The sequence below is a fragment of the Bradyrhizobium barranii subsp. barranii genome (assembly GCF_017565645.3).
Classification (GTDB): domain Bacteria; phylum Pseudomonadota; class Alphaproteobacteria; order Rhizobiales; family Xanthobacteraceae; genus Bradyrhizobium; species Bradyrhizobium barranii.
This window is the reverse complement of sequence record NZ_CP086136.1, coordinates 9,468,121-9,493,380: the sequence shown is the minus strand read 5'-3', so window position 1 is coordinate 9,493,380 and position 25,260 is coordinate 9,468,121. Positions and strand designations below refer to the sequence as shown.

The following is a 25,260-nucleotide window of genomic DNA, read 5'->3' as shown; positions in this document are numbered from 1 at the left end:
ATGCCCGGCGCAGGCGGGGCATCCAGTACGCCGCGGCCCTTCCGTATCCAACAAACGTCTCTGGAATACTGGATCACCCGCTCCAGTGCGCAAGTGCGCACAAGGCGGGTGATGACGGCGGAGTGTGAAGCGTAGGGTTCGCCCTCAGCCTACTTCCGCAAAATCTTCACCAGCTCCCCGTGCACGAACTCGTTGCCGCACACGACATGCCCGGTCACCAGCGCGTCACCCGGCGTTGCGATGTCGCTCACCGTGCCGCCTGCCTCGCGCACCATGATCATGCCGGCGGCGATGTCCCAGGATTGCAGGTTGCGCTCCCAGTAGCCGTCGAGGCGGCCGGCGGCGACGAAGGCGAGGTCGAGGGAGGCGGCGCCGAAGCGGCGCAGGCCTGCGACGCGGTCCTGGATCGCGGTCATCTCGCGGCGGAATTCCTCGTGGTCGCCGCGGCCGATATGGGGCAGGCCGCAGGCCACCACGCATTCGTTGAGCTGGCGGCGGCCGGCCACGCGCAGGCGCTGGTCGTTGAGGAAGGCGCCCTTGCCGCGCTCGGCGATGTAGAGCTCGTCATTGGCGGGGTTGTAGATCACGCCCGCAATGATCGTGCCCTCGCGCACGAGGCCGATCGAGATCGCGAATTGCGGGATGCCGTGCAGGAAGTTGGTGGTGCCGTCGAGCGGGTCGACGATCCAGGTGTGGCTCTTGTCGCTGCCTTCGCGGGTGCCGCCTTCCTCGCCGATGAAGCCGTAGCCGGGACGGGCCTTGGCGAGGTCCTGGTAGAGGATCTCCTCAGCGCGCTTGTCGGCCAGCGAGACGAAATTGGCCGGCCCCTTCAGCGAGACCTGGAGATGCTCGATCTCGCCGAGATCGCGCTTGAGGCTGCGGCCGGCGCGGCGCGCGGCCTTGACCATGACGTTGATAGTGGCGGAATACAGCATGTGCCCTGGTCTTGATCGGGGGAAATGGCGCGAAATCACGCCTGTTTGAACGATGGGGTGCCCTGCGAGGGCCTTTGCGTCAAGTCATTTGGTCCCGAGCCATTTTCTGGCGGCGGCCTCGGCCTTGCCCCGGTCCTCGGCCGGCAGGTCGGACAATTGCTTGTCGAGCTCCGGATCGCCCTTGCCGGAGGTTTTCGCCACCAGGTGCCATTTAAAGCCCTCGACCTTGTCCACGGACGTGCCCATGCCGTTGATCAGCACCCAGGCCAGGCGGTTCTGCGCGATCGCGCTGCCCTGGCGGGAGGCCTTGCGGAGCAACGCGACGGCGGCCGGCTGGTTCTTCACCGTGCCGGTGCCGTTGAACATGGCGATGGCATATTCGACCTCGGCATCGACATTGTCCGCCAGTGAAGCCGCCTGGAGCAGCCGCACCGCGCGTTCCGGGTCCTTCGGCACGCCGGTGCCTTCCTTGTAGAAGGTCGCCAGCGCGTATTGCGCCTCGGGCAGGCCGGCGTCGGCGGCCTGACGCAGCAGCTCGGCGGAGCGCTTGACGTCCTGCGGCAGGGTCTGGCCGTCGAGATAGAGCAGCGCGAGGTTATAGGCCGCCTTGGGCTCGCCGAGCTTGGCGGCGGAAGCCATCAGCTTCACTGCCTCGCCTTTGTCGACCGAGCCGCCGCGGCCGGAAATTCGTAGCATGGCGAGCGCGAACATCGCCTCGCGGTCGCCGGCATCGGAGGCGCGCTTGTACCATTCCAGCGCCTTGGCGTAGTCGCGGCGGATGCCCATGGCGTTGGAATAGAGCTCGCCGAGCATGGTCATCGCCTTGGGATCGCCCGCTTGTGCGCGGGCGGTGGCGAGATCGAACGCCGTCTTGTACTGGCCGCGCTGATAGGCGCCGAACACCAGGTCGACATTGGGATTGTCGGTTGCCGGTGCGGGGATCACGGTTGCGGGCAGCGCCGGCTTGGGCGAGGCGGCCGGCTTGGGCGAGGCCGAAGGTTTTGGCGCCGGCGCGGCCTCCTTCTTCTTGGCGGCCGGAGGCGGCTTGGGCTTCTGTTTCTCAGGCACAGCGCTCGGCGTGGCCACCGGCGGCGTGATCTGGAGCTGCGCGGCCGCGGGCGCCGTCAGCAGCAGCGTGGCCAGGATGGTGATGCGCGGGAGCTTCATGTCGGGCGCTAGCCGTGCTCCTGACCCGCAAGCGCAGCCGCATGGGCCTTCTTGATCTCAGCGTCGACCTCGATCAGCGCGGCCTTGGGACCGCGCGGATCGGACCAGACGAAATCGCCGACCAGCACGAAATCGGCGCCGCTGGCGGCGAAGTCGTGCGCCTCTTCGAGCGAGGTGGCAAAGCCGACGCAGGGCGGCTCGAACAGCTCGGCCCACCAGTCCAGCCGCTCGGCGATCGCCTGGGACGACGGGCGTTGGCCCTTTGCGTCAGGTTCGCCGAACAGCACGTAGTCCGCGCCTATCTCGCCCGCATCCATGGAATGGTGCCGCGTCGTCAGCCCGCCGACGCCGGCGATGCGATCGGGCTTGAGCGATGGCAGCGCTTCTTTCAGCGCCGCGATGCCGGGCAGGTGCGCGCCGTCGGCGCCGCCACGTGCGACCAGTTCGGCATGACCTTCAACGAGCAGCGCGGCGCCCGCCTTCTGGACCGGCGGGGCCAGCGCCTTGATGCGCGTGATCATGGTGCGCTGGTCGGTCTCCTTCAGCCGCAGCAGCACGGCCGCGACGTCGGCGGCAGCGAGCAGGCCCGGCAGCTCGGCGACGAACGCAGCGGGATCATCGATGGCAGGCGTCGCGAGATAGAGACGCGGCGCCGGGCGCGGCGGAGGCGATTTGTTCGACAAGATCTAGGCTGCTTTCTTTTCCAGGCTGCTTTGCCATTCGCCCTTGGACGCCAGACCATTCATCCGGGCGCGGTGGCTGAATGCATTTTGGCCGGCTGCGACATTCTCGGCCTTGCCGGACCAGGCCTTCTGCGGCGCGGCCTGCAGCGCGCGGCCGTAGGAGAAGGTCAGGCCCCAGGGCAGCGGGCCGAGCTTGTGCATGGCGTTGAGATGCGCCGTCGCCTCTTCGTCCGACTGGCCGCCGGAGAGGAAGGCGATGCCGGGCACGGCCGCGGGCACGCAGGCCTTCAGCAGCCGAATTGTCTTCTCCGCGACTTCCTCGACGGGAGCCTGCTTCGCGCACTTCTTGCCAGAGATCGCCATGTTCGGCTTCAGCACCATGCCTTCGAGCGCAACGCGCTGCACGCGTAATTCCTGGAAGGTCTTGTTGAGCACGCGGGTCGTCACTTCATAGCAGCGGTCGATGTCGTGATCGCCGTCCATCAGCACCTCAGGCTCGACGATCGGCACGATCTGCGCGGCCTGGCACAGTGCTGCGTAGCGGGCCAGCGCATGGGCGTTGACGCCGATCGCGGTCATCGAGGGAATGCCGCTGCCGATATCGATCACGGCGCGCCATTTGGCGAAGCGCGCGCCGCGCTCGTAGTATTTCTTCAGGCGCTCGGCGAGCTTGTCGAGCCCGACGGTGACGAGCTCGCCCGGGCACATCGGCAGGGCTTGCGTGCCCTCGTCGACCTTGATGCCCGGAATGGCGCCGCTCTGCTCGATCAGCTTGACCAGCGGCGTGCCGTCCTTCGCATCCTGCCAGATCGTCTCGTCATAGAGGATCACGCCGGAGATGCACTGGCTCATGGCCTCCCTGGAGCGGAACAGCATCTCGCGATAGTCGCGGCGATTGCCTTCCGTCGATTCCACCCCGATCGCGTCAAAGCGCTTCTTGATGGTGCCGGAGGATTCGTCGGCGGCAAGGATGCCCTTGCCGGGCGCGACCATGGCGGTCGCGATCCTGTTGAGCTCAGTCAGATTCATCGAGAGGTCCTCCCAAAACGATTCTGCCCTTGCCTGTGAAAATAGACCGTTCTCGGGCAATTGCCGAGTTAACGTTCGTCGCAGGGTAAAAGGGGGCCCTCTGTCATTCCGGGATGCGCCGAAAGGCGCAGGCCCGGAATCCATAACCCCAGGCTGTGGTTATGGATTCTCAGATGCGCAATTGCGCATCATAGCCCACGCTTCGCGTGTCCCGGAATGACGGGAGGATGTGGCTGAAGGCCTTACGCCACCTTCGGATCCAGCTCGCCCTTGGCGTAGCGCTTGGCCATCTCGGCGGGGGTCAGGACCTTCTTGAACTTGGAGGCCTGGCCTGCGGTATTGAACTCCTGGAGCCGCTGCTTGCACAGCTTGGTCATGGCTTCCATGGCGGGCTTCAGGTACTTGCGCGGATCGAACTCTTCCGGGTGCTCCTTGAACACCTTGCGGATCTGGCCGGTCATGGCCATGCGGTTGTCGGTGTCGATGTTGATCTTGCGCACGCCGTTCTTGATGCCGCGCTGGATCTCGGCGACCGGCACGCCCCAGGTCGGCTTCATCTTGCCGCCGAACTCGTTGATGATGTCCTGGAGGTCCTGCGGCACCGACGAGGAGCCGTGCATCACCAGATGCGTGTTCGGCAACTTGCGGTGGATCTCCTCGATCACCTTCATGGCGAGGATGTCGCCGTCGGGCTTGCGGGTGAATTTGTAGGCGCCATGCGAGGTGCCCATCGCGATCGCGAGCGCGTCCACCTTGGTCTCCTGGACGAACTTCACGGCCTCGTCCGGATTGGTCAGGAGCTGGTCGTGGCTCAGCTTGCCTTCGGCGCCGTGGCCGTCTTCCTTGTCACCCATGCCTGTCTCGAGCGAGCCGAGCACGCCGAGTTCGCCCTCGACCGAGATGCCGCCGAGATGGGCCATGTCGGTCACGGTCTTGGTGACGCCGACATTGTAGGTCCAGTCGGCCGGGCTCTTGCCGTCGGCCTTGAGCGAGCCGTCCATCATGACGGAGGTGAAGCCGGCCTGGATCGCGGTCATGCAGGTCGCGGCCTCGTTGCCGTGGTCGAGATGCACGCAGACCGGAATGTGCGGATAGATCTCGGTCACCGCGTCCATCATGTGCTTGAGCATGATGTCGTTGGCGTAGGAGCGCGCGCCGCGCGAGGCCTGGATGATGACGGGCGCGTCGACCGTGTTGGCCGCGTCCATGATCGCCAGCGCCTGCTCCATGTTGTTGATGTTGAAGGCCGGTACGCCGTAATCGTTCTCCGCTGCATGGTCGAGCAATTGACGTAACGTGATCCGAGCCATCTGTCTTTTTCTCCGGTTTGGGCCTGCAAGGCCGACTTAAAAGGCCGACTGATTACTTGGTGCGCAGAACTTCGACGCCGGGAAGGGGCTTGCCTTCCATCCATTCAAGAAATGCGCCACCGGCGGTCGAGACATAAGTGAATTGACCGGCCACATGGGCCTGGTTGAGCGCCGCGACCGTGTCGCCGCCGCCCGCGATCGAGATCAGCTTCTTGGCCTTGGTGCGCTCGGCGGCATGCTTGGCCGCCGACACGGTTCCGCGGTCGAAGGGCTGCATCTCGAAGGCGCCGAGCGGTCCGTTCCAGACCAGCGTGGCAGCGTCGTCGATGGCGGCGTGGACACGCGCGATCGATTGCGGGCCGACGTCGAGGATCATGCCGTCGGCCGGGATCGCATCGAGCCCGTAGGCATGCGAGGGCGCGTTCGCCGCGAAATGATAGGCGACGGTGGCGTCGACCGGCAGGATGATCGCGCAATTGGCGGCTTCCGCCTTCTCCATGATGCGGATCGCCGTCGCGGCGAGATCCTTCTCGGCCAGCGACTTGCCGATCCCAACGCCCTGGGCGTGCAGGAAGGTGTTGGCCATGCCGCCGCCGATCACGAGCGCGTCGACCTTGGTCACGAGGTTTTCGAGCAGATCGATCTTGGTCGAGACCTTGGCGCCGCCGATGATCGCGATGACGGGCTTGGTCGGCGAACCCAGCGCCTTCTCCAGCGCGACGAGCTCGGCCTGCATGGTGCGGCCGGCATAGGCCGGCAGCTTGTGGCCGAGGCCTTCGGTCGTGGCATGGGCGCGGTGCGCGGCCGAGAAGGCGTCATTGACCCAGATGTCGCCGAGTTTCGCCAACTCCGCGACGAAGGCGGGATCGTTCTTTTCCTCTTCCTTGTGGAAGCGGGTATTTTCCAGGCACAGGATGTCGCCATCCTTCAGCGCCGCCACGGCCGTGGCCGCGGGCTCGCCGACACAGTCGTCGGCGAAGGCGACGGGCCTGTTCACGACCTTCGACAGCGCTTCAGCAACCGGCTTGAGCGACTCCTTGGGGTCGCGTCCCTTCGGCCGGCCGAAATGCGCGAGCAGGATGACCTTGCCGCCCTTGTCCGAAATTTCGGTGATGGTCGGCGCAACGCGCTCGAGCCGGGTTGCGTCGCTGACGCGCCCGTTGTCCATGGGCACGTTGAGATCGACGCGCAGCAGCACGCGCTTGCCCTTCACATCGACGTCGTCGAGGGTGCGGAATTTGTTGGTCATCGGACACTCTCTTGTCCCGGGCGCAAAGCGGCGCGGAGTGCCGCCGCGCAGAACCGGGACCTACGCTGGAGGGACATGGGTCCCGGATCTGCGACGCAGCGTTTCACGCTGCATCGCGTCCGGGACACGAGAGCGGAGTTAGATCACCTTCGCGAACGCGACGGCGGTGTCCGCCATGCGGTTCGAGAAGCCCCACTCGTTGTCGTACCAGGACATCACGCGCACCAGCGTGCCGTTCTGCACCTTGGTCTGGTCCTCGTGGAAGGTCGAGGAGTGCGGATCGTGGTTGAAGTCGATCGAGACGTTCGGCTGATTGGTATAGCCGAGAATGCCCTTGAGCTGCTGCTCGGAGGCCCGCTTCATCGCCGCGTTGATTTCCTTGGCGTCGGTGGCGCGCTTGGCGACGATCTTGAGGTCGATGACCGAGACGTTCGGGGACGGCACGCGGATCGAGACGCCGTCGAGCTTGCCCTTGAGTTCCGGGAGCACGAGGCCGATTGCCTTCGCCGCGCCGGTCGAGGTCGGGATCATCGACATCGCCGCCGCACGGCCGCGGTAGAGATCCTTGTGTAGCGTGTCCAGCGTCGGCTGGTCGCCGGTGTAGGCGTGGATCGTGGTCATGAAGCCGGTCTCGATGCCGACCAGGTCGTTCAGCACCTTGGCGACCGGCGCGAGGCAGTTGGTGGTGCAGGAGCCGTTGGAGACGACCAGGTGATCCTTGGTCAGCGTGTCGTGGTTGACGCCGTAGACGATGGTGGCGTCGGCGCCGTCGGCGGGCGCGGAAACGAGAACGCGCTTGGCGCCGGCGGTGAGATGCGCGGACGCCTTGTCCTTCGCGGTGAAGATGCCGGTGCATTCCATCGCGATGTCGACGCCGAGATCCTTCCAGGGCAGCTTCGAGGGATCGCGCTCGGCGGTCACCTTGATCTTGCCGCCGCCGAGGTTGATGGAGTCGCCATCGACGGTCACGGTGCCGGGGAAGCGGCCATGGACGCTGTCGAAGCGAAGGAGGTGCGCGTTGGTCTCGACCGGGCCGAGGTCGTTGATGCCGACGACCTCGATGTCCTTGCGGCCAGACTCGGCAATAGCCCGCAGGATGTTGCGGCCGATGCGGCCAAAACCGTTAATTCCGACGCGGACTGCCATGTTTCATCTCCTTATGACCGTTCAATGACGTGTTCGATAACCCCAATCATCCCGCACAACGCGCTTAGCGCGCCTGCGAGGGTTTTTTAGGGCGGACGCCCGGTTCGGCCGGGCGATGCTTGATCATATGAGAGACTACGTAGTCCTTTTTTTTGGCAAGCTCAACTCTCAGCTAACGCGCTTCAGCACAGCGTTAACCGCAGCCTCGGCGGTAATGCCGAAATGCTTGTAAAGATCCTTTGCCGGCGCGCTCGCGCCGAACGAATGCATGCCGATAAATTCGCCATCCTGGCCGATCACGGCATCCCAGCCCCAGCGCACTGCGGCCTCGATCGCGACCTTCACCGGCGCGTTGCCGATGATCTCGGCACGCTTGGCTTCTGGTTGCGCTAACAAAAGCTCGAGCGAGGGCACCGAGACCACCCGTGACGCGATGCCGCGCTCGGCGAGCTGCTTCTGGGCGGCGACCGCGATCTCGACCTCGGAGCCGGAAGCGAACAGCGTTGCCTTGGCTTCGCCCTGGGCGGCGACCAGCTCGTAGGCGCCGGCCGCGCAGGGAATGTCGTTCGGCGCATTGGTGCGGAGCTGCGGCAGGTTCTGCCGCGTCAGCGCCAGCACGGTCGGACCGTCGATACGATTGAGCGCAAGCTCCCAGCACTCGGCGACCTCGATGGAGTCAGCGGGGCGGAACACGCGCATGTTCGGAATGGCGCGAAGTGCGGCGAGATGCTCGACCGGCTGGTGGGTCGGGCCGTCTTCGCCGAGGCCGATGGAGTCGTGCGTCATCACGTAGACGACGCCGGCGCCCATCAACGCGGCAAGGCGCATCGCGGGACGCGCATAGTCGGTGAACACCAGGAAGGTCGCGCCGTTCGGCGCGAAGCCGCCATGCAGGAAGATGCCATTCATCGCAGCCGCCATGCCGTGCTCGCGGATGCCGTAATGAATGAAGCGGCCCTTGGGTGTCTTGGCGGAGAAGGCCGTCGCCGACTTCGCCTTGTTGTTGTTGGAGCCGGTGAGGTCGGCGGAGCCGGCGAGGAATTCCATCGGCATCGCGCCGGCGATGACTTCGATCACCGCTTCCGAGGATTTGCGGGTCGCCGCAGTCATCGGCTTTTCCAGCAGCTCTTTCTTGTACGCGCGCACGGCCTTCGCGAGCGAGGCCGGACGCTCGTGACGCAGACGGCGCTCGAACTCGGCGCGCTTGCGGCTGCCGAGCTCACCGAGCCGTCCCTCCCATTCCTGTCGTGCCGCCGCGCCGCGGCTGCCGGCTGCGCGCCAGGCCTTCAGCACGTCATCCGGCACCGAGAACGGCTCGAGCGAGATGCCGAGATTTTCCTTGGCGGCCTTGAGCTCGTCGGCGCCGAGCGCTTCGCCATGCGCCTTCGCGGTGCCGGCCTTATGCGGCGCGCCGAAGCCGATGGTGGTGCGGCAGGCGATCAGCGTCGGCTTGTTGGATTTTTGCGCGCGGGTGATCGCAGCAGTGATGGCGGCCTGGTCATGGCCGTCGATCTTTTCGGCGGCCCAGCCCGCGGACTTGAAGCGCTTCACCTGGTCGACGGAATCGGAGATCGAGGTCGGCCCGTCGATCGAGATGCCGTTGTCGTCGTAGAGCACGATCAGCTTGTTGAGCTTCCAGTGTCCGGCCATCGCGATCGCTTCCTGCGACACGCCTTCCATTAGGTCGCCGTCGGAGGCGAGCACGTAGGTGTGGTGGTCGACGATCTTCTTGCCGAATTCGGCGGCCAGCATCTTCTCGGCGAGCGCCATGCCGACCGCGGTCGAGATCCCCTGGCCGAGCGGACCGGTGGTGGTCTCGATGCCCTTGGTGTGGAAGTTCTCGGGATGGCCCGGGGTCAAGCCGCCGAGCTGGCGGAACTGCTTGAGCTGATCCAGCGTCATGTCGGCATTGCCGGTCAGATACAGCAGCGAATAGAGCAGCATCGAACCGTGGCCGGCCGAGAGCACGAAGCGGTCGCGGTCGGGCCAGTCGGTGGCAGTGGCGTCGAATTTCAGGAATTGCGTGAACAGCACCGTGGCGACGTCGGCGGCGCCCATCGGCAGGCCGGGATGGCCCGATTTCGCCTTCTCGACAGCGTCCATCGAGAGGCCACGGATCGCGTTGGCCATGCGGTTGTGGTCGACTTGCGTCATGTCTGAAATCCGTCTGAAATGAGGCGCTTGGCGGTGGTGCGGGCCGCGTGGGGGGAGCCTGGCGGCCACGGAAGGTTGGGCTGGGATAGCACCTCGGTTCCGGGAGTCCAAGGCAATCAAACGTCGGTTTGGCCGTAAAAGTTGCTTAGCAGTGCATAGTTTCGCGGCGGCGTTGCGCTCCGCTAGCTTGCCACGTAAATTTCTGCTTCTAACCGTTTGCCGAACCGAGTCTTTTGCCGGACGGCAAGCCCCACGGGCAAGGCCACAGGTTCCGCCGCTGACTGCATGAACGATCGCGTTTCCAACAGCTCTGCGATGACGGAGTCCTCGGCCGTCGAGATCGAGATCGCGACCCGCAGACTCATGGCGGCGCTCGACGCGCTTGAAAGCGCGGTGGAGCGGCGGCGCGATGCCGATCGCGACGAGAACGAGCTCGCGGCGCGAATCCAGGCACTGGGCGCGGATCGCTCGCGGCTTGCCGATGAGCTCGACGGCGCGCTGGTGAAGGCGCGCAAGCTCGAGCGCACCAATCGCGAAATCTCCGATCGGCTGGATTCCGCAATCGTCACGATACGCTCGGTGCTCGATACCGGAGAGGACGGATGAGCCACATCAACGTCACCATCAACGGCCGGCAATACCGCATGGCCTGCGAGGAGGGCCAGGAGGTGCGGCTGCTCAAGCTCGCCGAAAGCCTGGAGACGCGAATTCAGTCGCTGCGCGGAAAATTCGGCGAGATCGGTGATGCCAGGCTCACCGTGATGGCGGCGCTGACCGTCTGCGACGAACTGGTCGACGTCGGCAACCGCGTCCGCACCATGGAGCAGGAGCTGACTGAGCTCAGGGATTTCCGCAATGCCGCCGTCGAGCGCGCCCGGATGACCCAGACCGCCGTGGTGAATGCGCTCAACGCCGCCGCCGAGCGCATCGAGAAGTCGACCCAGGTTCTGAACCGGACGGTGGGCAACGGGATCGCGATCGGCTGATTTTGGGCGGACCGCCCGTTGGGCTGGCGGTTCGTCAGTATCGTTGTTACATTGCGCGGGCGAGGCTGCGACGTGCGTCAGGAGCCATATATCCCCGGGGCCTTATCGATCCTTTAGGGAACTGTCCCTGGCCGGGCCCGTGGGCTCGGACATATGGTGCCCACCTACTTTCGTAGGGAACTCCGGGATCGAGTGCTTCAACGGCGTTCGCGGCTTCGCACTGTTTTTCTTCCTTCTGGTTCGTGCCCGTCGAATTGCGTCCCCGACACGCTTGCGGTTCAATCTCGGTGTCATGCCCCGCCTAGTGCGCAATTGCGCACGGGGGCGGGGCATCCAGTACGCCGCGGCGTCGAGGTCTAGCACTGGCGTCTCTGGAATACTGGATCACCCGCTCCAGTGCGCAAGGGCGCACAAGGCGGCTGATGACAGTGGAGCAAGGCTCTGCCTTCGGGGGAAAACGCGCATGTCCAATTCGAAAGCCGAACTCCGTGCCAAAGCCCTCGCGGCGCGCGACGCGCTGAGCGAGAAGAAGCGCACCGCCGCCGCCGCAAAGCTCGCCAAGCGCGGGCTGCCGTTCGAACTGCTGCCCGGCAGCATCGTCTCCGGCTATTCCCCGATCCGCAGCGAGATCGATCCGCTGCCGCTGATGAAGGCACTCGCCGAGGCGGGCGCAAAGCTCGCGCTGCCCTGCGTCACCGCCCGCGGCCAGTCGCTGGTCTTCCGTATCTTCCATCCGAACGACCGCCTGATGCTCGGCCCGCTCGGCATTCCCGAGCCGTCGCCGGCCGCGGCCGAAGTCATCCCCGACATCATGCTGACGCCGCTCGCGGCCTTCGACCGTCTCGGCCATCGCATCGGCTATGGCGCCGGGCACTACGACCACACCTTCGCGCATCTGCGCAAGACCAAGCAGATCGTCGGCATCGGGCTTGCTTTTGCAGCGCAGGAGATCAAGGCGGTTCCGGCACTATCGCACGACGTCGCGCTGGATTATGTGCTAACGGAATCGGACGTGTTCGATTTCCGGAGTTCTGAAGTTGCGCATTCTCTTCGTGGGTGATGTCGTCGGCCGTAGCGGCCGCAACGCCATCGCGGAATATCTGCCCGGCATGGTCAAGGACTGGTCGCTCGATTTCGTCGTCGTCAACGGCGAGAATTCCGCCGGTGGCTTCGGCATCACGGAAGCGATCTATCAGGAGTTTCTCGATGCCGGGGCCGACGCGGTGACGCTCGGCAATCACTCCTGGGACCAGCGTGAAGCCCTGGTGTTCATCGAGCGCGCCGAACGCCTGGTGCGGCCGACGAACTACCCGCGCGGCACGCCCGGCCGCGGCGCCGCGCTGGTGGAGACCAAGAATGGCAAGCACGCGCTCGTCGTCAACGCGCTCGGCCGCGTCTTCATGACTCCGTTCGACGATCCCTTTGCCGCGCTCGAGCGTGAGCTTGGTGCCTGTCCGCTCGGCGTTGCCGCCGACGCCATCGTCGTCGACTTCCATTGCGAGGCGACCAGCGAGAAGCAGGGCATCGGCTTCTTCTGCGACGGCCGCGCCAGCCTCGTCGTCGGCACCCACACCCATGTGCCGACCGCCGACCACCAGATCCTGTCGGGCGGCACCGCCTACATGACCGACGCCGGCATGACCGGCGATTACGATTCCATCATCGGCATGCAGAAGGAAGAACCGCTGCGGCGCTTCACGTCGGGGATTCCCTCCGGCCGGTTCGAGCCGGCCGCGGGCGTGGCGACGCTCAGCGGCGTTGCGGTCGAGACGGACGATGCCACGGGCCTTGCGCTAAAGATTGCGCCGGTGCGCGTCGGCGGCCGGCTGGAGCCAGCGACGCCGAAATTCTGGTTGAGCTGAAGTCTCGCGGTATTGGCCACCCTCCCCTGGAGGGGGAGGGTCGCTACGCATGAAGCGAAGCGGAATGCGTAGCGGGGTGGGGTGACGGTCCCTCCGCGACGAACAGTGCCCGCGTGGAGAGATCACCCCACCCCGCTCGCGCTTCGCGCGATCGACCCTCCCCCTCCAGGGGAGGTAAGAGCAGCGTCGCTCATTTCGACGCGCCTCACGCTGCGGCGCGAACCGCCTGCCAGAGCTCAAGCACTTCCGCGCGCAAGATCCCACGCGTGATGAAGACGATGCGCGAGCGGCGATCGCTGTCGGGCCAGCCGCTGAGTGCCACCGGCGGATGGAAGACGTGATGCACGCCATGGATCACGATCGGCGCCGGTTCGTCACGGAGATTGAGGATCCCCTTCACCCGCAGCAGGTCCTGGCCGCGCGCGTTGCGTAAATGCGCAAGCCAGTGCGTCACGGCCATCCAGTCGAGCGGCTCGTCGAACGCCAGCATGAAGCTCGCGATCGACGCATCGTGATCATGATGGCCATGATCATGGTGCGCGTGATGATCGTGATGCGCATGGCCGGCGCGTGCGCATCTGGTTCCGCGAAGGCCCGCTCGTTGAGCCAGCGCTCGACGTCTATCCTTTTCAGCTCGGGATCGATCAGGCCGGCGCCGAATAGCTGCGCGGGATCGATCTCGCCGTGACTGACGCTTTCGATTCTGGCGCCGGGATTGAGCCGCCGCAGACGCAGCTCAAGCGCCGCGATGTCCTCGACCAGGTCGCTCTTGGTGATCAACAGCCGGTCGGCCAACGCTACCTGTTTCACCGCCTCATACTGCCGATCGAGCTGATGCGGCGCGTTGACCGCATCGACCGTGGTCACGACCGTGTCGAGCCGCAGGAAGTGCGAGACGAGCGGATTGTTGAGCAGGAGCTGCACGATCGGCGCGGGGTCGGCGAGCCCGGTGGTCTCGACCAGGATACGGCGGAACGGCGGAATCTCGCCGCGGTCCCGCTTCACCAGAAGGTCTCGCAGCGTCTGCTCCAGGTCGCTGCGGATGGTGCAGCAGATGCATCCGCTCGCAAGCACGGCGACTTCGCCGTCGACGCGTTCGACCAGGAGATGGTCGAGGCCGACTTCGCCGTACTCGTTGATGATGACGGCGCTGTCCTTCATGCCGTCGTGCCGCAGCAAGCGATTGAGCAGCGTGGTCTTGCCGCTGCCGAGAAAGCCGGTGATCAGCGATACCGGAAGTCGCTGCGCGGATTTATCGCTTTCGAACAGGCCCATGGGAAGCTCTCGCGTCGGCCGTCTTATTTTTGTCGCTGGACAACAGCGTAGCGGAGGAGGAGGCTAGCGGAAACAATTTTAGAGTCAGACATTGTTCTGACCACAACCTGGGAGGGTGGAATGTCTAACGAGATCAATAACGTAGATCAAGACGGCGGCGGCTCCACGACGGATCGCCGGACCCTGCTCCGCACCGCAGGCATCGCCGGCGTTGCTGGAGCCGCGCTCGCCGGCTCGATGCACGGCAAGTTCGCGCTTGCACCGATCAGTGAGGCCCAGGCGCAGACTGCAACCTCCATGCCCAAGGGCACCGACAAGCCCTGGTGGCCATCGAAATGGGGTAAGGATGACGAGTCCGGCGCATCCAACCACATGACCCCGGCGAAGGTCCTCGACGCGGCGAAATGGATCAAGGACGGCAAGATCTACAAGATCGGCCGCGTCTACGAAGCCGCCATGCCGTTGTTTGGTGCGCGTATATTCGCACTGCGCATTCCCGGCAGCCCGACCGGCGGCCCGTTCGGTGACAATAAGATGGTCTATCACGACGAATTCCTGGCCACCGAGATCGGCCAGACCGGTACGCAGTTCGACGGCCTCGGCCATATTGGAATCCAGCTCGGCAAGGACGGCGACAAGAGCGAGATGCGATTCTACAATGGCTTCACAGCCGCAGAAATTAGCGACGCATACGGGCTCAAGAAGCTTGGCGTCGAGAAGCTTAAGCCGATCTTCACCCGCGCGCATCTGCTCGACATGGTCGCGCTCAAGGGCGGCATGATGGATGCGGGGCAGGAGATCACCTCGGCTGACATCAAGGCGGCGCTAGCGAAGCAGAACATTCCCGAGAGCGACATCAAGCCTGGCGACGCGATCATGTTCCACACCGGCTGGGGCTCGCTGTGGATGAAGAACAACGATCGCTTCAACAGCGGCGAGCCGGGCATCGGCCTCGATGCTGCGAAGTGGGTGGTCGAAAAGGATCTTGCGCTGACCGGCGCCGACACATGGGCGGTCGAGGTGGTGCCCAATCCCGACAAGTCGCTCGCTTTCGTGGTCCACTCCGAGCTGCAGACCAAGCACGGCATCCACAACCACGAGAACCTGATCTTCGACGATCTGATCGCCGACAAGAAATACCAGTTCGTCTATTCCTTCACCCCGGCCCCCATCAAGGGCGCAACGGGCAGCAACGGCTGCCCGATTGCGATTACGTGACGATACGCATCGGCGTGGGTGAGGGAAGCCCACGCCGAAGTTTTGGTTGGGCTGAAAGCGTTGCCACACACACTCGCCGTCGTCCCCGCCTAGTGCGCAATTGCGCACGGGGGCGGGGACCCATAACCCCAGGGACTAGTGTAAAGCACAGCTCCCACACCGAATCTTCGCCAAACCCCGCCCTGTGGGTATGGGTCCCGGATCTGCGCTTCGCTTGTCCGGGACGACGGTGGAGATTGGCGCGCGATCACGCGTCAATCTCGTCGTACGCTACTCCGCCGTCTGCTCCCTTAGCTCCGCCACATCCTTCGCCGTCAGCTTCGAGCCCTTGGTGCCGAACCGTGCCGTGACGTAGTTCGCCACCGCCGCGATCTCGTCGTCGCTATACGCATCGCCGAACGCCGGCATCGAGAGCGCGCCGTCGGGCGTATGCCGCTTGGTGCCCGACAGCACGATCTGCGCGACGTTGGTGGCGGCGGGGTCGTTGACGGCCCAGGTGCCGGTCAGCGTCGCCATCGGCGAGACCGGGCTCTCGCCGCTCCAGCCGTGGCAGCTGGCGCAGGCGCTGGCGAACACAATATTGCCGCGTGCGTCTGCCGTGACGCCGTCCTTGTGCGAGGCGGGCGCGGCCGGCGCCGTGGTGGCAGGCAGGTCGGGCGAGGCCACCGGCGGCACGCTGCGCAGATAGGCGACGACCGCGCGGATGTCTTCGGGAGCAAACTTGCTGAAGCTGTGATCGACCGCTTCGCCCATCGGACCCGAGGCCGAGCCGTGGCCCGGTGCGTGGCCGAGCGAGAGATACGAGATCAGGTCCTCGTCGCGCCAATTGCCGAGGCCGGTGGCCTTGTCGGAGGAGATGTTGAAGGCGCGCCAGCCCGCCGTGATCGCGCCGCCGAACTTCTTGCGGTTGTCGAGCGCAAAGCCGAGATTGCGCGGCGTGTGGCACTCGCCGCAATGCGCCAGCGCTTCGGCGAGATACGCACCTCTGTTCCACTCCGGGCTCTTCGAGGTATCCGGCGTAAAGCGCGTGTCCGGATTGAACACGGCCGACCAGAAGATCATCGCCCAGCGCTGGTTGAACGGGAACGACAGCGTGTTGTCGGGCGCTTTCGCGCGCACGGCCGGCAGGCTGAACAGATACGCCTTCACCGCCAGCACGTCCTCGTCCGTCATGTAGGTGTAGGACGTGTAGGGCATGGCCGGATAGAGCCGCGCGCCGTCATGACGCGTGCCGCGCTGGACCGCGTTGAGGAAATCCTGGTCGCTGTAATTGCCGATGCCGGTGTCCTTGTCTGGCGTGATGTTGGTCGAATAGAGCGTGCCGAACGGCAGCTTGAAGCCGAGCCCGCCGGAATATTCCTTCTCGCCGGGCTTGGTGTGGCAGACCATGCAGTCGGCCGCCTTCGCGAGATACTCGCCGCGCTCGACCGCACTCGCTTTCTCCAGCTTGGCCGGTACGCCGGTCGGCTTGCCGGCGCCATAATCCGCCAGCGCCACTTTGGTGCCGCCGGCGAAGTCGAGCGGGCCGGGCCCGCGGATGATCCAGACGCCGAGCGCCGCCACCACGATGGCGATCACGACCAGGCTTGTGAGGATACGCATCTTGCCGCTCATGCCTTCTTCCCCGCAGCCAGAAGTTTCCGATCGATCGGCAGGCGCCGCAGCGCCACGCCGGTTGCGGCGTAGATCGCGTTGCGCAGCGCCGGTGGTCCGGCATTGACGCCGGCTTCGCCGATGGCGCCGGGCGCTTCGCCGCTCTTGACCACGATGACCTCGATCTTCGGCGTCTCGTTGATGCGCATCATGCGGTAGTCGTGGAAGTTCGACTGCTGCACGCGGCCCTTGTCGATGGTGATCTCGCCATAGAGCGCGGCGGTGAGGCCGAAGATCAGCCCGCCCTCGATCTGCGCCTTGATCGTATCGGGGTTGACCGCAATGCCGGTGTCGACCACCGAGGTGATGCGGCGCAGCGTGATCTCGCCGATGTCGTCGATCTCGGCTTCCACAACAGTTGCGAGGAAGCTCGCAAACGATGGCTGCAGGCAGACGCCACGGCCAACGCGGGCCGGCAGCGGTTGGCCCCAGCCGGATTTCTCCGCGGCAAGGTTGAGCACCGCGAGCGCACGCGGAGTCTTGGTCAGCATCGACCTTCGGAATTCGACCGGATCCTTGCCGGCCTTGCGCGCAAGTTCGTCCAGCGCGCATTCGAACGCGAACACATTGTTGTTCGGGCCGACACCGCGCCAGAAGCCGGTCGGCACAGCCGGTGGCTCGGCACGGACATATTCGACGTGGAAGTTGGGAAAGTCGTAGGGCGTCTCCACGGCGGCGTCGACCGCGTCGATATCGACGCCCTTCTGGAACGCTGGCGGCAGCCAGCGGGCAATCACCGCAGAACCTGCGATCTTGTACTTCCAGGCCGCCACCTTGCCGTCGACCAGGGTCGCATTGACCTGGTCGCGATAGACCGGGCGGTAGACGTCGTGCTGGATGTCCTCCTCGCGGGTCCATATCACCTTGACGGGATAGTCGACCTGCTTGGCGATCTTGACCGCCGCAACCACCATGTCGGGCTCGAGCTTGCGGCCGAAACCGCCGCCGAGCAGGTGCTGGTTGACGATCACCTTCTCGACGGGAAGGCCGGCGGCCTTCGCCGCCTCCGACTGCACGCGCGTCATGATTTGTGTGCCGGTCCAGATCTCGCAGGCATCCGGCCTGACGTGAACGGTGGCGTTGATCGGCTCCATCGAGGCATGCGCGAGGAACGGCAGTTCGAAGCTCGCCTCGAACTTGTCTCCGCTGGCAAGCCCCTTGGCGATGTCGCCGACGGATTTCGCGATCGCGCCATCCTTCTCGCTGGCCTTGCGTAAATCGTCCCAGATGTCCTTGGTGGAGATCTTGGCGTTCGGTCCTTCGTTCCACTCGATCTTGAGCGCTTCGAGACCCTTCTTGGCCGCCCACATGTGATCGCCGATCACGGCGACGGCGTCGTCGAGCACGACGACCTTGCGCACGCCGGCGACTTTCATCGCTGCGCTGTCATCGACCTTGCCGACCTTGCCGCCGAACACCGGGCAATTGGCGATCGCGGCAATCTTCATGTTGGGCAGGATCGCGTCGATGCCGTAGACGACTTTGCCGTTGACCTTGTCCGGTGTATCCAGCCGCTTCAGCGGTTGGCCTATGAGGACGAAGTCCTTGGGGTCCTTGACCGGGACATCCTTCGGCGGTGTCTGGCTCTGTGCCGCCAGCGCGAGCTCACCATAGCCGAGCTTGCGGCCGCTTGCCGCATGGATGACTTCGCCCTTGGACGTCGTGCAACTCGCGGGCTCGACCTGCCATTGCGCGGCGGCGGCCTGCACCAGCATCGCGCGCGCGCTGGCACCCGCTTCGCGTAGCGGCTTCCACCAGGCGCGGATCGACGTCGAACCACCCGTCGCCTGCAGTCCGAAGGCGGGATTGGCGTAGAACTTGTCGTTCGGCGGCGCGTGCAACGCCGCGACCTTTGCCCAATCGGCGTCGAGCTCTTCGGCCAGAACCATCGAGATCGAGGTGTAGATGCCCTGACCCATCTCCACCTGCGGCATGATCAGCGTGGTCTGGCCGGTCTCGTCGATACGGATGAAGGCGTTGGGCGCGAACTTGCCGTCGGTCGTATCCTTCGGCTGCTCCGGCTCATTGACGGCGGCCCGCAGGGGCAAGTGAAAGGCGAGCAGGAAACCGGTCGCCACACCGCCGGTCAGAAGCGTGCGGCGGGAGAGGCTGTTGTGTGCATTCATGGCGGACCTCACGACTGCCGGCCGGAGGCGGCCTGCTTGATGGCCTCGCGGATGCGCACATAGGTGCCGCAGCGGCAGATGTTGCCGGCCATCGCGGCGTCGATGTCGGAATCATCCGGATGAGAGGTGGTTGCCAGTAGAGCGGCGGCCGCCATGATCTGGCCGGATTGGCAATAGCCGCACTGGACCACCTCGAGATCGAGCCAGGCTTTTTGCACCTTCGCGCCTGCGGGCGTATTGCCGACATGTTCGATGGTGGTGATGGCACGGTTCGCGACCGCGCTGACCGACAGCACGCAGGACCGCACCGCCTTGCCGTCGACATGCACCGTGCAGGCGCCGCATTGCGCGATGCCGCAGCCGAATTTGGTGCCGGTCATTCCGAGGATGTCGCGCAGCACCCACAGCAGCGGCATTTCCGGCGGCGCGTCGAAGGATTTGGTTTCGCCGTTGATGGTGAGAGTTGTTGCCATAAGCATCCCCTTGCTCGCTTGATCGCTTGCGGCGATCTAGTCGGCGAATTCGTGCGCGACAATAATCATACTGATGCGAAACGATGAAGCGCCAGAATTTCTGGCGATGCATATTTGCGCTGCCGACGCGTCAGGCCATGACGTTCACGAATTTGTGCGGCGATCGCTGCAGCGGAATTGGGCTAGTTGATATGATAATCGTCATGTTGTGACGCATTTTCGTCGTACGCATCGTTGATCGCCGCAGATGATCGTGCGAATGCGGAAATTCATGCGATGACGAAATTCGTGCGATTGGGAAAGTCGGGCCGTGGCGAGCGCGGCCACGGGATCAATTGCAACGGCTCATTGTTGTGCCCTCTCCCCTTGTGGGAGAGGGCAGCGACACCGGTAGACGCAGACTCACTCGGGTGAGGGGTCTGTCTCCGCGTATGATCCTCTCATTCCGAAGCAGCTTTGCCCGCCGATAGAGACCCCTCATCCGGCGCTTCGCGCCACCTTCTCCCACAAGGGGAAAAGGTTAGCTGTTCGCGGCTATTCGCGGCCATCCTTTGTTATTCGGAAGCCCCCGTAACCTATTGAACCACGAACCTTTCTCGATACGTTCCCGTCAACGGCCGTTCGCCGCCATAAGCCGCTAGCCGGGGCCCTTTACAGTACCGATTACAGTATCGGCACCCGCGCTGGCAATCGAAAGCCAAACCGGGAAGCATCATGAAAACCATCACCACCGACGTACAGGTCCGCAATCTCAAACCCGCCGCCGAGGATTATCGCCGCACGGTCGGCGGTAATCTCTATCTGCTGATCAAGGCCAATGGATCGAAGCTCTGGCGCTACGACTACAAGGTCGGCACGCGGAAGACGCTCGCGATCGGCGCTTACCCGGAGGTCTCGCTCTCCGATGCGATGACCGCACGCGACAACGCCGCCCGTCTGGTCAAGCGCGGCATTGATCCGAAGGACCATCGCGATCAGGAGCGCCGGGCCGAGGCCGAGAGGAAGGCTGCCGAAAGCCCTTTCGGCGCTGACGCCGACGGATGGCTCAAGACCCGCGAGGGCAGCGCAAAGAAAACCTACCTGCGCGACGAATTGATGGTCCGTTATCTCAAGGAAGGCGCCGACAGCATCCCGGGCTTTGGCGCGGTCAATACCAATCAGGTCGCATTGAGCCACATCCTGCCGCTGCTCAACCATTTCAATCACGAAACCCGGCGGCGCCTTCTCTCGACCGCCCGCAACGTCATCTCCTTCGCCCGGGTCCACAACCACTTTCCGCAGGATCGGCAATCGCCATTTGCCGAGATCAAGCTGGGCGACGGCTTCGCGCCGCACCAGACGAAGAACCGGCCCGCGATCATCCAGCCCGATGACTTCGGCGACCTCATTCGCCAGATCGATGATTTCGGGACCATCATTCCCTCGATGTCAGCGCGGCGCCGGAAGTTGATCCGCTACGCCTTGCAGTTGCTGGCGCTCACCTTCGTGCGCCCGGGCACTATCGAGACGGCGGAGTGGGATCACTTCCATTTCGGCAAGGACCACAGCTTCTGGATCGTGCCGTTCGCGAAGCTCAAGATGCGGACCGAGCGCGCCAAGAAAGGCAACCGGAACGATTTCTTGGTGCCGCTCTCCCGCCAGGCGGTCGCGCTCTTGCGGGAATTGCGCACGATCACCGGATCGAGCCGCTACCTATTCCCCGGCGCCGATCGCAAGGCGACCGCGAAGAAGGCGGCCAGCAGTGGCATGATCGCCGAGGGCAGTCTCAACGACGCGCTGCACTTGCTCGGGTACAAGGGCAAGCATTGCGCCCACGGCGTCCGATCGAGCGCCTCGACCATGCTCAATCGCGAGCGTATCAATGGGCGCCGCCGGTTCGAGCAAGCACTGGTCGAGATGCAGCAGGACCGCCTCGATGCATCGACCCGGGCGATCTACGATCGCGACGATCGCTTGCCCGAGCGCATCGAGCTAATGCAGTTTTGGGCGGATATGGTCGATACGTTGCGCGCAACCGGCGCCCCGAAACTGCGGGTGGCCGCCTGACCGCTGGCACAAACTGCATAAAAATAGGGCCGCTTCGCGCGGCCCTATTCGTCGCGGATCAGGAGATTGCATGGATCGGAGCGCCACGTCGAGCTGCCGCAACCCGTCGGCCAAGCCCATTGTGGTGTAAGAAGAAGGTGTGGAGGAATTCATGAAAGACCCGCCCCCGCGGATGGTGCGAGGGCGGGCAAGTAGGCGGGTGGCCGCCTGACCACGATCAGGTCGGCGCGTGTGTGAATTCCCGCCACAACCTCAATACGTCGGATGACCGCTTTGGTCACCGTCAAAATGCATGGCGGTTATCAGAAAATCGCGGGGCGCGCTGCGTCGAGGGTTTCCAACTCTCGGGCAGCGGTGATGATCGCCTCGCGGACTTTCGTCATGTATGCGGCGTCAACTCGGGCCGCGAAGAAGTCGGGATTGGCGCGATAGTCGCGACCGACCCTGCTGGTGACGCCCTCGCGGATCAGTGCGCGGACGGCACGCTGAACATTGGAACGAGGAACTCTCAGAATTTTCTCGATGTCGGCAATCGATAATGGCGGCTTTCCCGCCTCATCGTTCCGCCTCACCACCATCGACACGAGCAGTTCTTCCCAGCTCGCCCCAACATGCTTGCGGCGATAAACGCGCTGCATCGCCGCGACAATCGTGAGAACCATATCGGCGACAATCGCCTGCTGCCGTTGCCGTTTGATCACATCTTGTTTTGTATCTCGTGCCATGAACCTCACTACTACGCGCCCTGGAATAGATCGAGATGGAGTGCGCGCGACGTTTCTTGTGATTTGACTCGATTGATAATGCTTCTTTTTCCCTGACCAACTTGGTCATCTCGCGCGAGGCGAATGCACTCTTGCGCTCATTCGCTCCGAGGTCGTCAGGATCTCGGAGCAATGATGTTCGCGGGTATCGGGCTAACTCTCGCCGTATTTGGTATTCCAATGATGATGTAAGGAGACGCGGGCACAACGGCTCGCGTCGCCATCGCAGCGGGCAAACCGCGCGAACAAAAGAAGCGTGTGTGGGAGTTTGACGGGCCATGCGAAGGTGTGGAGACTGTCAGCTGTGCTGTAAGCTATTGCCGGTGCCGCCCTTGAGGAAAGGCGCTGGCGTCGCGTGCCGCTTCCAGAAATTCCACAAGGGCTGCATTGTCTATCACACGCACCAGATGCCGCCCGAATGCGGCCTCTGGAACTGCCGCTGGCTGATCAACGACGACGCCGCCGAACTCTCCCGGCCCGATCGCTCGCACTACGTCATCGACCTGATGCCGGATTTCATCACCATCACGAATGGTGACGGCTCCAAGCAGAACATCCAAGTCGTCCAGATTTGGGTTGATCCCAAATACCCGGACGCGCACCGCGACCCGGCCCAGCGCCGTTGGCTCTATCGCCGCGCCGAGGACGGCATCGCCGCGCTCATTCGCTTCAACGCCTGCGACGCCCTGACCGTGTTCGCGCCGCCCTTCGACGACAAAGGCGAATGGCACGAGATCAGCGGCGCCAGGACCGGCGCCACGCATTCATTCGCAGAGATCGATGCGGCGCTCGGCGGTCGCGCGGCGGCGATCGTCTAGCCATAGAGAAGGAAGAAGGAGCTAACAACCATGGCCTACTCCAATGAGCTGACCGAGATAGCGGTTAACGAGCTGAAGGCGCACGGGATCAAGGCGCATCTCCGCGACACCAATGGCGGCCATATCGAGATCGCGTGGCAGGTCGTTCCCGAGAAGGAGGTTCGCAAGATCGTCGTCGCCAAGTCCACCAGCGACTGGCGCTCACGCATGAATACCCGCGCCGACGTGCGCAGGCTGCTCCGTGCCGACAACGTCTCGCCGAAGATGTCGCAGGAGAAGCCGAAGAAGCCGGCGCAGTTGCTGGTCCAAAAGGCAATGTCGTTGCCGCAGCCCGACGTGCTGCCCATACCGGACCAAGTCGCCGCGATGCGCAGCGAGATGGCTGATCTCAGCGAACTGGTGGTGCGCCTCATCAAGATCGTGACCGGCGTTCGCGACACCGTCGCGGCCTATGTGCCGAAGCCCGTGGAAGCCGCTCCGAAACCGACCTCGTCGCGCAGCGTCAAATTGGTCGAATACCTCTCGCGCGACCGATGGGTGACCATCGACACGCTGCCGCGAGACACCGGGCTCACAGCAGAGCAGATCAAGCTGAAGCTTCAGTATCTGAAGAACCACGACGAGATCGAGATATTCCGGGGACAGGTCAAGCTGAAGCCGCCGAAGGACGGCAAGGCAGCGAAGAAGAAGGTTCACTGGAAGACCGCGCAGAAGATGGCGAGGGAGGCGGCCGAGGCCGCGAAGCCGCCAGCAGGGAAGAACGGGAAGACCGCGAAGGCCGCAGTTCGTGCGGCTGGGTCGATCCGCCCCGCTCGTGCCGCTCGCGCAGTTTTCGGCTGATGTCGAACGCGAGCGCAAGGCCGGCTGGCTCGCAAACAGAACCGCGGCGCCAAAAAGAAGCGGAAGGCCAACGGCCACGCAAAAAAATGAAGGAGAAAGTGAAATCATGGGACGTAAGGCAACGACGTATCGGAAGATCGGCACCACCAACAAGCGTTCTGCCGACGAGCGCGATGTGCGGATCGGTCAGCGTCTTCGCACGCGCCGGATGGAACTGAAGATCAGCCAGCAGGAGCTTGGTCAGGTGCTCGGCGTCAGCTTCCAGCAAATCCAGAAGTACGAGAAAGGGGTCAATCGGGTCGGCGCCGCGCGGCTGGTGCAACTCGCCGAGGCGCTCGACACCAACACCGGTTATTTCATCGGGGAACTGGAAAAGGGGCGTGGCCACGAGAGCGAGTTCGGTGAGTTCATGGCGACACGCGAGGGCGTCGCCATCATCGAGGCCATGATGACAATCGACGAGGAGAGGGTGCGGCGGCTCGTGATCGATATTGCCCGCGCGCTCGGCGAACTCTGCAAAGCAGCATGATCGATCAGGCGGACCTGCCGAAACGGATTGGCGATCTTTCCCTCGTTTGGCACCCGACCGAGCGAGAGCGGATCGAGATCGCGGGCATGTTGCGCGAGCGGAATGCTATGCTCGACATGCCCCCTTCGGATGCGGTCGCGGCACTCGTTGGCGATCTGCGGAGGGGCCAGCGCTGGCAAATCCATGGCGGCCTGGCGACCGTCGAGACCGCGCTGGAAGCAAGCCGGGTCCGCCAGCAGGCCGCCGATCTGCTCGAACGCTTCGATCGGCTCACCGTCGCGCTCGTGCGGCACGTGGCCCGATCGGCGCGATCCGAAGAAGCGGAAGCGAGAAAATGACGGAGGACGACCACGAGCGGCACATTGCCGATGCGGCGCGGATCATCGACCAATACGCCTTTGGCAAAAATCCAAACGAGGCGATGCTCCGCCGCCAGCAGATTGCGACGCGCAAGGCCACCGACATCATCGGCGTGCAGCGCGCGGTGATCGAAGAACTGGTCGGCGAACTTGCGCTTGCGCACAAGCAGATTGCCGACATGCTCGCAATCTCGTCGACCTTGAGCAGCAATTTCCAAAACGAACTGGGACCGGGAATCCAGCGGCGCGCCGAATTGCTCGCCCGCCATGGGAGGACGCCCGATGACTGAGGATTGCGATTTCCAAGCGTCTTTGCGCGAGCGCGATGCGCTGGTCGATCAGAGCAGGCCGATCCTCGCCAGGCAAAGCCCGGAGGTGGCGGGCACGACGCATGCCGCCTTCCTGAGGAGTGATCCGACAAACAAATCGGTTGGCTGCTGGCCAGCCGTATGCCGCGCCTGCAACGGCGGCGCCCGACTCAGCGTGGTCCTTCGCGGGGCAGAGTGGGCCGCTCATGCAACGCAAACCGGACCACTTCCCCATTGATTCTGGGAGGTTGAACTCCGGTGCGTACTCCGCGAAGCTGTCCTGCGGGCACCAAGCGATCAGTTTTTACCGGTTTTCACGCGTGAACCAAG

Annotated in this window: 26 protein-coding genes and 1 other RNA gene; 12 read left to right on the top strand and 15 right to left on the bottom strand. The window is 64.2% G+C overall.

Going from position 1 to position 25,260, the window contains the following annotated elements:
* Positions 1–149: 149 nt before the first annotated feature.
* The 9 genes from J4G43_RS46105 to J4G43_RS46065 form a co-directional block, all read right to left on the bottom strand.
* A complete protein-coding gene (locus J4G43_RS46105; RefSeq protein ID WP_028150910.1) occupies positions 150–935 on the bottom strand; it encodes an inositol monophosphatase family protein in 786 nt (261 codons plus the stop codon).
* A gap of 84 nt (positions 936–1,019) precedes the next feature.
* A complete protein-coding gene (locus tag J4G43_RS46100; protein ID WP_208088797.1) occupies positions 1,020–2,102 on the bottom strand; it encodes a tetratricopeptide repeat protein in 1,083 nt (360 codons plus the stop codon).
* An 8-nt stretch (positions 2,103–2,110) separates the two neighbouring features.
* Complete coding sequence (locus J4G43_RS46095) at positions 2,111–2,785, bottom strand: thiamine phosphate synthase (protein ID WP_135214706.1); 675 nt, start codon at positions 2,783–2,785, stop codon at positions 2,111–2,113.
* A gap of 3 nt (positions 2,786–2,788) precedes the next feature.
* On the bottom strand, positions 2,789–3,814 hold the full coding sequence (locus tag J4G43_RS46090; protein ID WP_208088796.1) for a class I fructose-bisphosphate aldolase: 1,026 nt from the start codon (positions 3,812–3,814) through the stop codon (positions 2,789–2,791).
* Positions 3,815–4,056: 242 nt separating this feature from the next.
* Complete coding sequence (fba, locus tag J4G43_RS46085) at positions 4,057–5,124, bottom strand: class II fructose-bisphosphate aldolase (RefSeq protein WP_071916654.1); 1,068 nt, start codon at positions 5,122–5,124, stop codon at positions 4,057–4,059.
* 52 nt (positions 5,125–5,176) lie between these two features.
* Positions 5,177–6,373, bottom strand: coding sequence for a phosphoglycerate kinase (locus tag J4G43_RS46080; RefSeq protein ID WP_063981025.1), 1,197 nt, complete (start codon positions 6,371–6,373; stop codon positions 5,177–5,179).
* 138 nt (positions 6,374–6,511) lie between these two features.
* Positions 6,512–7,519 (bottom strand): type I glyceraldehyde-3-phosphate dehydrogenase, encoded by a 1,008-nt coding sequence (gene gap, locus J4G43_RS46075; RefSeq protein WP_085401784.1) that lies wholly within the window; start codon positions 7,517–7,519, stop codon positions 6,512–6,514.
* Between the two features lie 168 nt (positions 7,520–7,687).
* Entirely contained in the window at positions 7,688–9,673 is a 1,986-nt protein-coding gene (tkt, locus tag J4G43_RS46070; protein ID WP_208088795.1) for a transketolase, read from the bottom strand.
* A gap of 182 nt (positions 9,674–9,855) precedes the next feature.
* A complete protein-coding gene (locus J4G43_RS46065; protein WP_208089633.1) occupies positions 9,856–10,038 on the bottom strand; it encodes a hypothetical protein in 183 nt (60 codons plus the stop codon).
* Between J4G43_RS46065 and J4G43_RS46060 the strand changes: the two genes are divergently transcribed.
* The 5 genes from J4G43_RS46060 to J4G43_RS46040 all read left to right on the top strand — a co-directional run bounded on the left by J4G43_RS46060 (position 9,959) and on the right by J4G43_RS46040 (position 12,521).
* Positions 9,959–10,279, top strand: coding sequence for a DUF4164 domain-containing protein (locus J4G43_RS46060; RefSeq protein ID WP_020608063.1), 321 nt, complete (start codon positions 9,959–9,961; stop codon positions 10,277–10,279). The two genes, J4G43_RS46065 and J4G43_RS46060, sit on opposite strands and share 80 nt — an antisense overlap.
* Positions 10,276–10,659 (top strand): cell division protein ZapA, encoded by a 384-nt coding sequence (locus J4G43_RS46055; RefSeq protein ID WP_028150902.1) that lies wholly within the window; start codon positions 10,276–10,278, stop codon positions 10,657–10,659. The genes J4G43_RS46060 and J4G43_RS46055 overlap by 4 nt, the downstream gene beginning before the upstream one ends.
* Before the next feature lie 59 nt (positions 10,660–10,718).
* Positions 10,719–10,879, top strand: a non-coding RNA gene (gene ssrS / locus J4G43_RS46050) — 6S RNA.
* 243 nt (positions 10,880–11,122) lie between these two features.
* Complete coding sequence (locus J4G43_RS46045; RefSeq protein WP_208088794.1) at positions 11,123–11,719, top strand: 5-formyltetrahydrofolate cyclo-ligase; 597 nt, start codon at positions 11,123–11,125, stop codon at positions 11,717–11,719.
* A complete protein-coding gene (locus J4G43_RS46040) occupies positions 11,697–12,521 on the top strand; it encodes a TIGR00282 family metallophosphoesterase (protein WP_028150900.1) in 825 nt (274 codons plus the stop codon). The genes J4G43_RS46045 and J4G43_RS46040 overlap by 23 nt, the downstream gene beginning before the upstream one ends.
* A gap of 205 nt (positions 12,522–12,726) precedes the next feature.
* Here J4G43_RS46040 and J4G43_RS46035 read toward each other — a convergent pair whose 3' ends face one another.
* Positions 12,727–13,011, bottom strand: coding sequence for a CobW C-terminal domain-containing protein (locus tag J4G43_RS46035; RefSeq protein ID WP_225005539.1), 285 nt, complete (start codon positions 13,009–13,011; stop codon positions 12,727–12,729).
* Positions 12,972–13,796, bottom strand: coding sequence for a CobW family GTP-binding protein (locus J4G43_RS46030; RefSeq protein ID WP_225005537.1), 825 nt, complete (start codon positions 13,794–13,796; stop codon positions 12,972–12,974). The genes J4G43_RS46035 and J4G43_RS46030 overlap by 40 nt, the downstream gene beginning before the upstream one ends.
* Positions 13,797–13,916: 120 nt before the next feature.
* Here J4G43_RS46030 and J4G43_RS46025 point away from each other — a divergent pair, with 120 nt between their 5' ends.
* Complete coding sequence (locus J4G43_RS46025; protein ID WP_208088793.1) at positions 13,917–15,014, top strand: cyclase family protein; 1,098 nt, start codon at positions 13,917–13,919, stop codon at positions 15,012–15,014.
* Positions 15,015–15,284: 270 nt separating this feature from the next.
* Here the strand turns inward: J4G43_RS46025 and J4G43_RS46020 are convergent, their stop codons facing one another.
* Genes J4G43_RS46020 through J4G43_RS46010 form a run of 3 tightly spaced genes read right to left on the bottom strand, consistent with a single transcriptional unit; the run spans position 15,285 to position 19,266 of the window.
* A complete protein-coding gene (locus J4G43_RS46020; protein WP_208088792.1) occupies positions 15,285–16,628 on the bottom strand; it encodes a c-type cytochrome in 1,344 nt (447 codons plus the stop codon).
* Positions 16,625–18,793 (bottom strand): xanthine dehydrogenase family protein molybdopterin-binding subunit, encoded by a 2,169-nt coding sequence (locus tag J4G43_RS46015; protein WP_208088791.1) that lies wholly within the window; start codon positions 18,791–18,793, stop codon positions 16,625–16,627. Before J4G43_RS46015 ends, J4G43_RS46020 begins: the two co-directional genes overlap by 4 nt.
* A gap of 8 nt (positions 18,794–18,801) precedes the next feature.
* Entirely contained in the window at positions 18,802–19,266 is a 465-nt protein-coding gene (locus J4G43_RS46010) for a (2Fe-2S)-binding protein (RefSeq protein WP_208088790.1), read from the bottom strand.
* A 714-nt stretch (positions 19,267–19,980) separates the two neighbouring features.
* On the opposite strand from J4G43_RS46010, the gene J4G43_RS46005 reads away from it, so the two are divergent.
* The gene (locus tag J4G43_RS46005) at positions 19,981–21,312 is read left to right on the top strand and encodes a tyrosine-type recombinase/integrase (protein WP_166352141.1); all 1,332 of its coding nucleotides are present in this window, start codon (positions 19,981–19,983) and stop codon (positions 21,310–21,312) included.
* A 302-nt stretch (positions 21,313–21,614) separates the two neighbouring features.
* Here J4G43_RS46005 and J4G43_RS46000 read toward each other — a convergent pair whose 3' ends face one another.
* A complete protein-coding gene (locus tag J4G43_RS46000; RefSeq protein WP_035679974.1) occupies positions 21,615–22,037 on the bottom strand; it encodes a hypothetical protein in 423 nt (140 codons plus the stop codon).
* A gap of 362 nt (positions 22,038–22,399) precedes the next feature.
* Between J4G43_RS46000 and J4G43_RS45995 the strand changes: the two genes are divergently transcribed.
* Genes J4G43_RS45995 through J4G43_RS45975 form a run of 5 tightly spaced genes read left to right on the top strand, consistent with a single transcriptional unit; the run spans position 22,400 to position 24,912 of the window.
* A complete protein-coding gene (locus J4G43_RS45995) occupies positions 22,400–22,894 on the top strand; it encodes a hypothetical protein (RefSeq protein ID WP_375338056.1) in 495 nt (164 codons plus the stop codon).
* A 30-nt stretch (positions 22,895–22,924) separates the two neighbouring features.
* Entirely contained in the window at positions 22,925–23,734 is an 810-nt protein-coding gene (locus tag J4G43_RS45990; protein WP_035679972.1) for a hypothetical protein, read from the top strand.
* Positions 23,709–24,263: a helix-turn-helix domain-containing protein gene (locus tag J4G43_RS45985; protein WP_157783718.1), complete on the top strand. Its 555-nt coding sequence runs from the start codon at positions 23,709–23,711 to the stop codon at positions 24,261–24,263. Before J4G43_RS45990 ends, J4G43_RS45985 begins: the two co-directional genes overlap by 26 nt.
* Entirely contained in the window at positions 24,260–24,601 is a 342-nt protein-coding gene (locus tag J4G43_RS45980) for a hypothetical protein (protein WP_208088789.1), read from the top strand. Before J4G43_RS45985 ends, J4G43_RS45980 begins: the two co-directional genes overlap by 4 nt.
* Complete coding sequence (locus J4G43_RS45975; RefSeq protein ID WP_208088788.1) at positions 24,598–24,912, top strand: hypothetical protein; 315 nt, start codon at positions 24,598–24,600, stop codon at positions 24,910–24,912. The genes J4G43_RS45980 and J4G43_RS45975 overlap by 4 nt, the downstream gene beginning before the upstream one ends.
* Positions 24,913–25,260: the final 348 nt, after the last annotated feature.

Coding starts and splice junctions, on each gene's coding strand:
- J4G43_RS46105 (WP_028150910.1), bottom strand. CDS start 935: ATGCTGTATTCCGCCACTATCAACGTCATGGTCAAGGCCGCGCGCCGC.
- J4G43_RS46100 (WP_208088797.1), bottom strand. CDS start 2,102: ATGAAGCTCCCGCGCATCACCATCCTGGCCACGCTGCTGCTGACGGCG.
- J4G43_RS46090 (WP_208088796.1), bottom strand. CDS start 3,814: ATGAATCTGACTGAGCTCAACAGGATCGCGACCGCCATGGTCGCGCCC.
- fba (WP_071916654.1), bottom strand. CDS start 5,124: ATGGCTCGGATCACGTTACGTCAATTGCTCGACCATGCAGCGGAGAAC.
- J4G43_RS46080 (WP_063981025.1), bottom strand. CDS start 6,373: ATGACCAACAAATTCCGCACCCTCGACGACGTCGATGTGAAGGGCAAG.
- gap (WP_085401784.1), bottom strand. CDS start 7,519: ATGGCAGTCCGCGTCGGAATTAACGGTTTTGGCCGCATCGGCCGCAAC.
- tkt (WP_208088795.1), bottom strand. CDS start 9,673: ATGACGCAAGTCGACCACAACCGCATGGCCAACGCGATCCGTGGCCTC.
- J4G43_RS46060 (WP_020608063.1), top strand. CDS start 9,959: ATGAACGATCGCGTTTCCAACAGCTCTGCGATGACGGAGTCCTCGGCC.
- J4G43_RS46065 (WP_208089633.1), bottom strand. CDS start 10,038: ATGAGTCTGCGGGTCGCGATCTCGATCTCGACGGCCGAGGACTCCGTC.
- J4G43_RS46055 (WP_028150902.1), top strand. CDS start 10,276: ATGAGCCACATCAACGTCACCATCAACGGCCGGCAATACCGCATGGCC.
- J4G43_RS46045 (WP_208088794.1), top strand. CDS start 11,123: ATGTCCAATTCGAAAGCCGAACTCCGTGCCAAAGCCCTCGCGGCGCGC.
- J4G43_RS46035 (WP_225005539.1), bottom strand. CDS start 13,011: ATGCTGGCGTTCGACGAGCCGCTCGACTGGATGGCCGTGACGCACTGG.
- J4G43_RS46030 (WP_225005537.1), bottom strand. CDS start 13,796: ATGGGCCTGTTCGAAAGCGATAAATCCGCGCAGCGACTTCCGGTATCG.
- J4G43_RS46025 (WP_208088793.1), top strand. CDS start 13,917: ATGTCTAACGAGATCAATAACGTAGATCAAGACGGCGGCGGCTCCACG.
- J4G43_RS46020 (WP_208088792.1), bottom strand. CDS start 16,628: ATGAGCGGCAAGATGCGTATCCTCACAAGCCTGGTCGTGATCGCCATC.
- J4G43_RS46015 (WP_208088791.1), bottom strand. CDS start 18,793: ATGAATGCACACAACAGCCTCTCCCGCCGCACGCTTCTGACCGGCGGT.
- J4G43_RS46010 (WP_208088790.1), bottom strand. CDS start 19,266: ATGGCAACAACTCTCACCATCAACGGCGAAACCAAATCCTTCGACGCG.
- J4G43_RS46005 (WP_166352141.1), top strand. CDS start 19,981: ATGAAAACCATCACCACCGACGTACAGGTCCGCAATCTCAAACCCGCC.
- J4G43_RS46000 (WP_035679974.1), bottom strand. CDS start 22,037: ATGGCACGAGATACAAAACAAGATGTGATCAAACGGCAACGGCAGCAG.
- J4G43_RS45990 (WP_035679972.1), top strand. CDS start 22,925: ATGGCCTACTCCAATGAGCTGACCGAGATAGCGGTTAACGAGCTGAAG.
- J4G43_RS45980 (WP_208088789.1), top strand. CDS start 24,260: ATGATCGATCAGGCGGACCTGCCGAAACGGATTGGCGATCTTTCCCTC.
- J4G43_RS45975 (WP_208088788.1), top strand. CDS start 24,598: ATGACGGAGGACGACCACGAGCGGCACATTGCCGATGCGGCGCGGATC.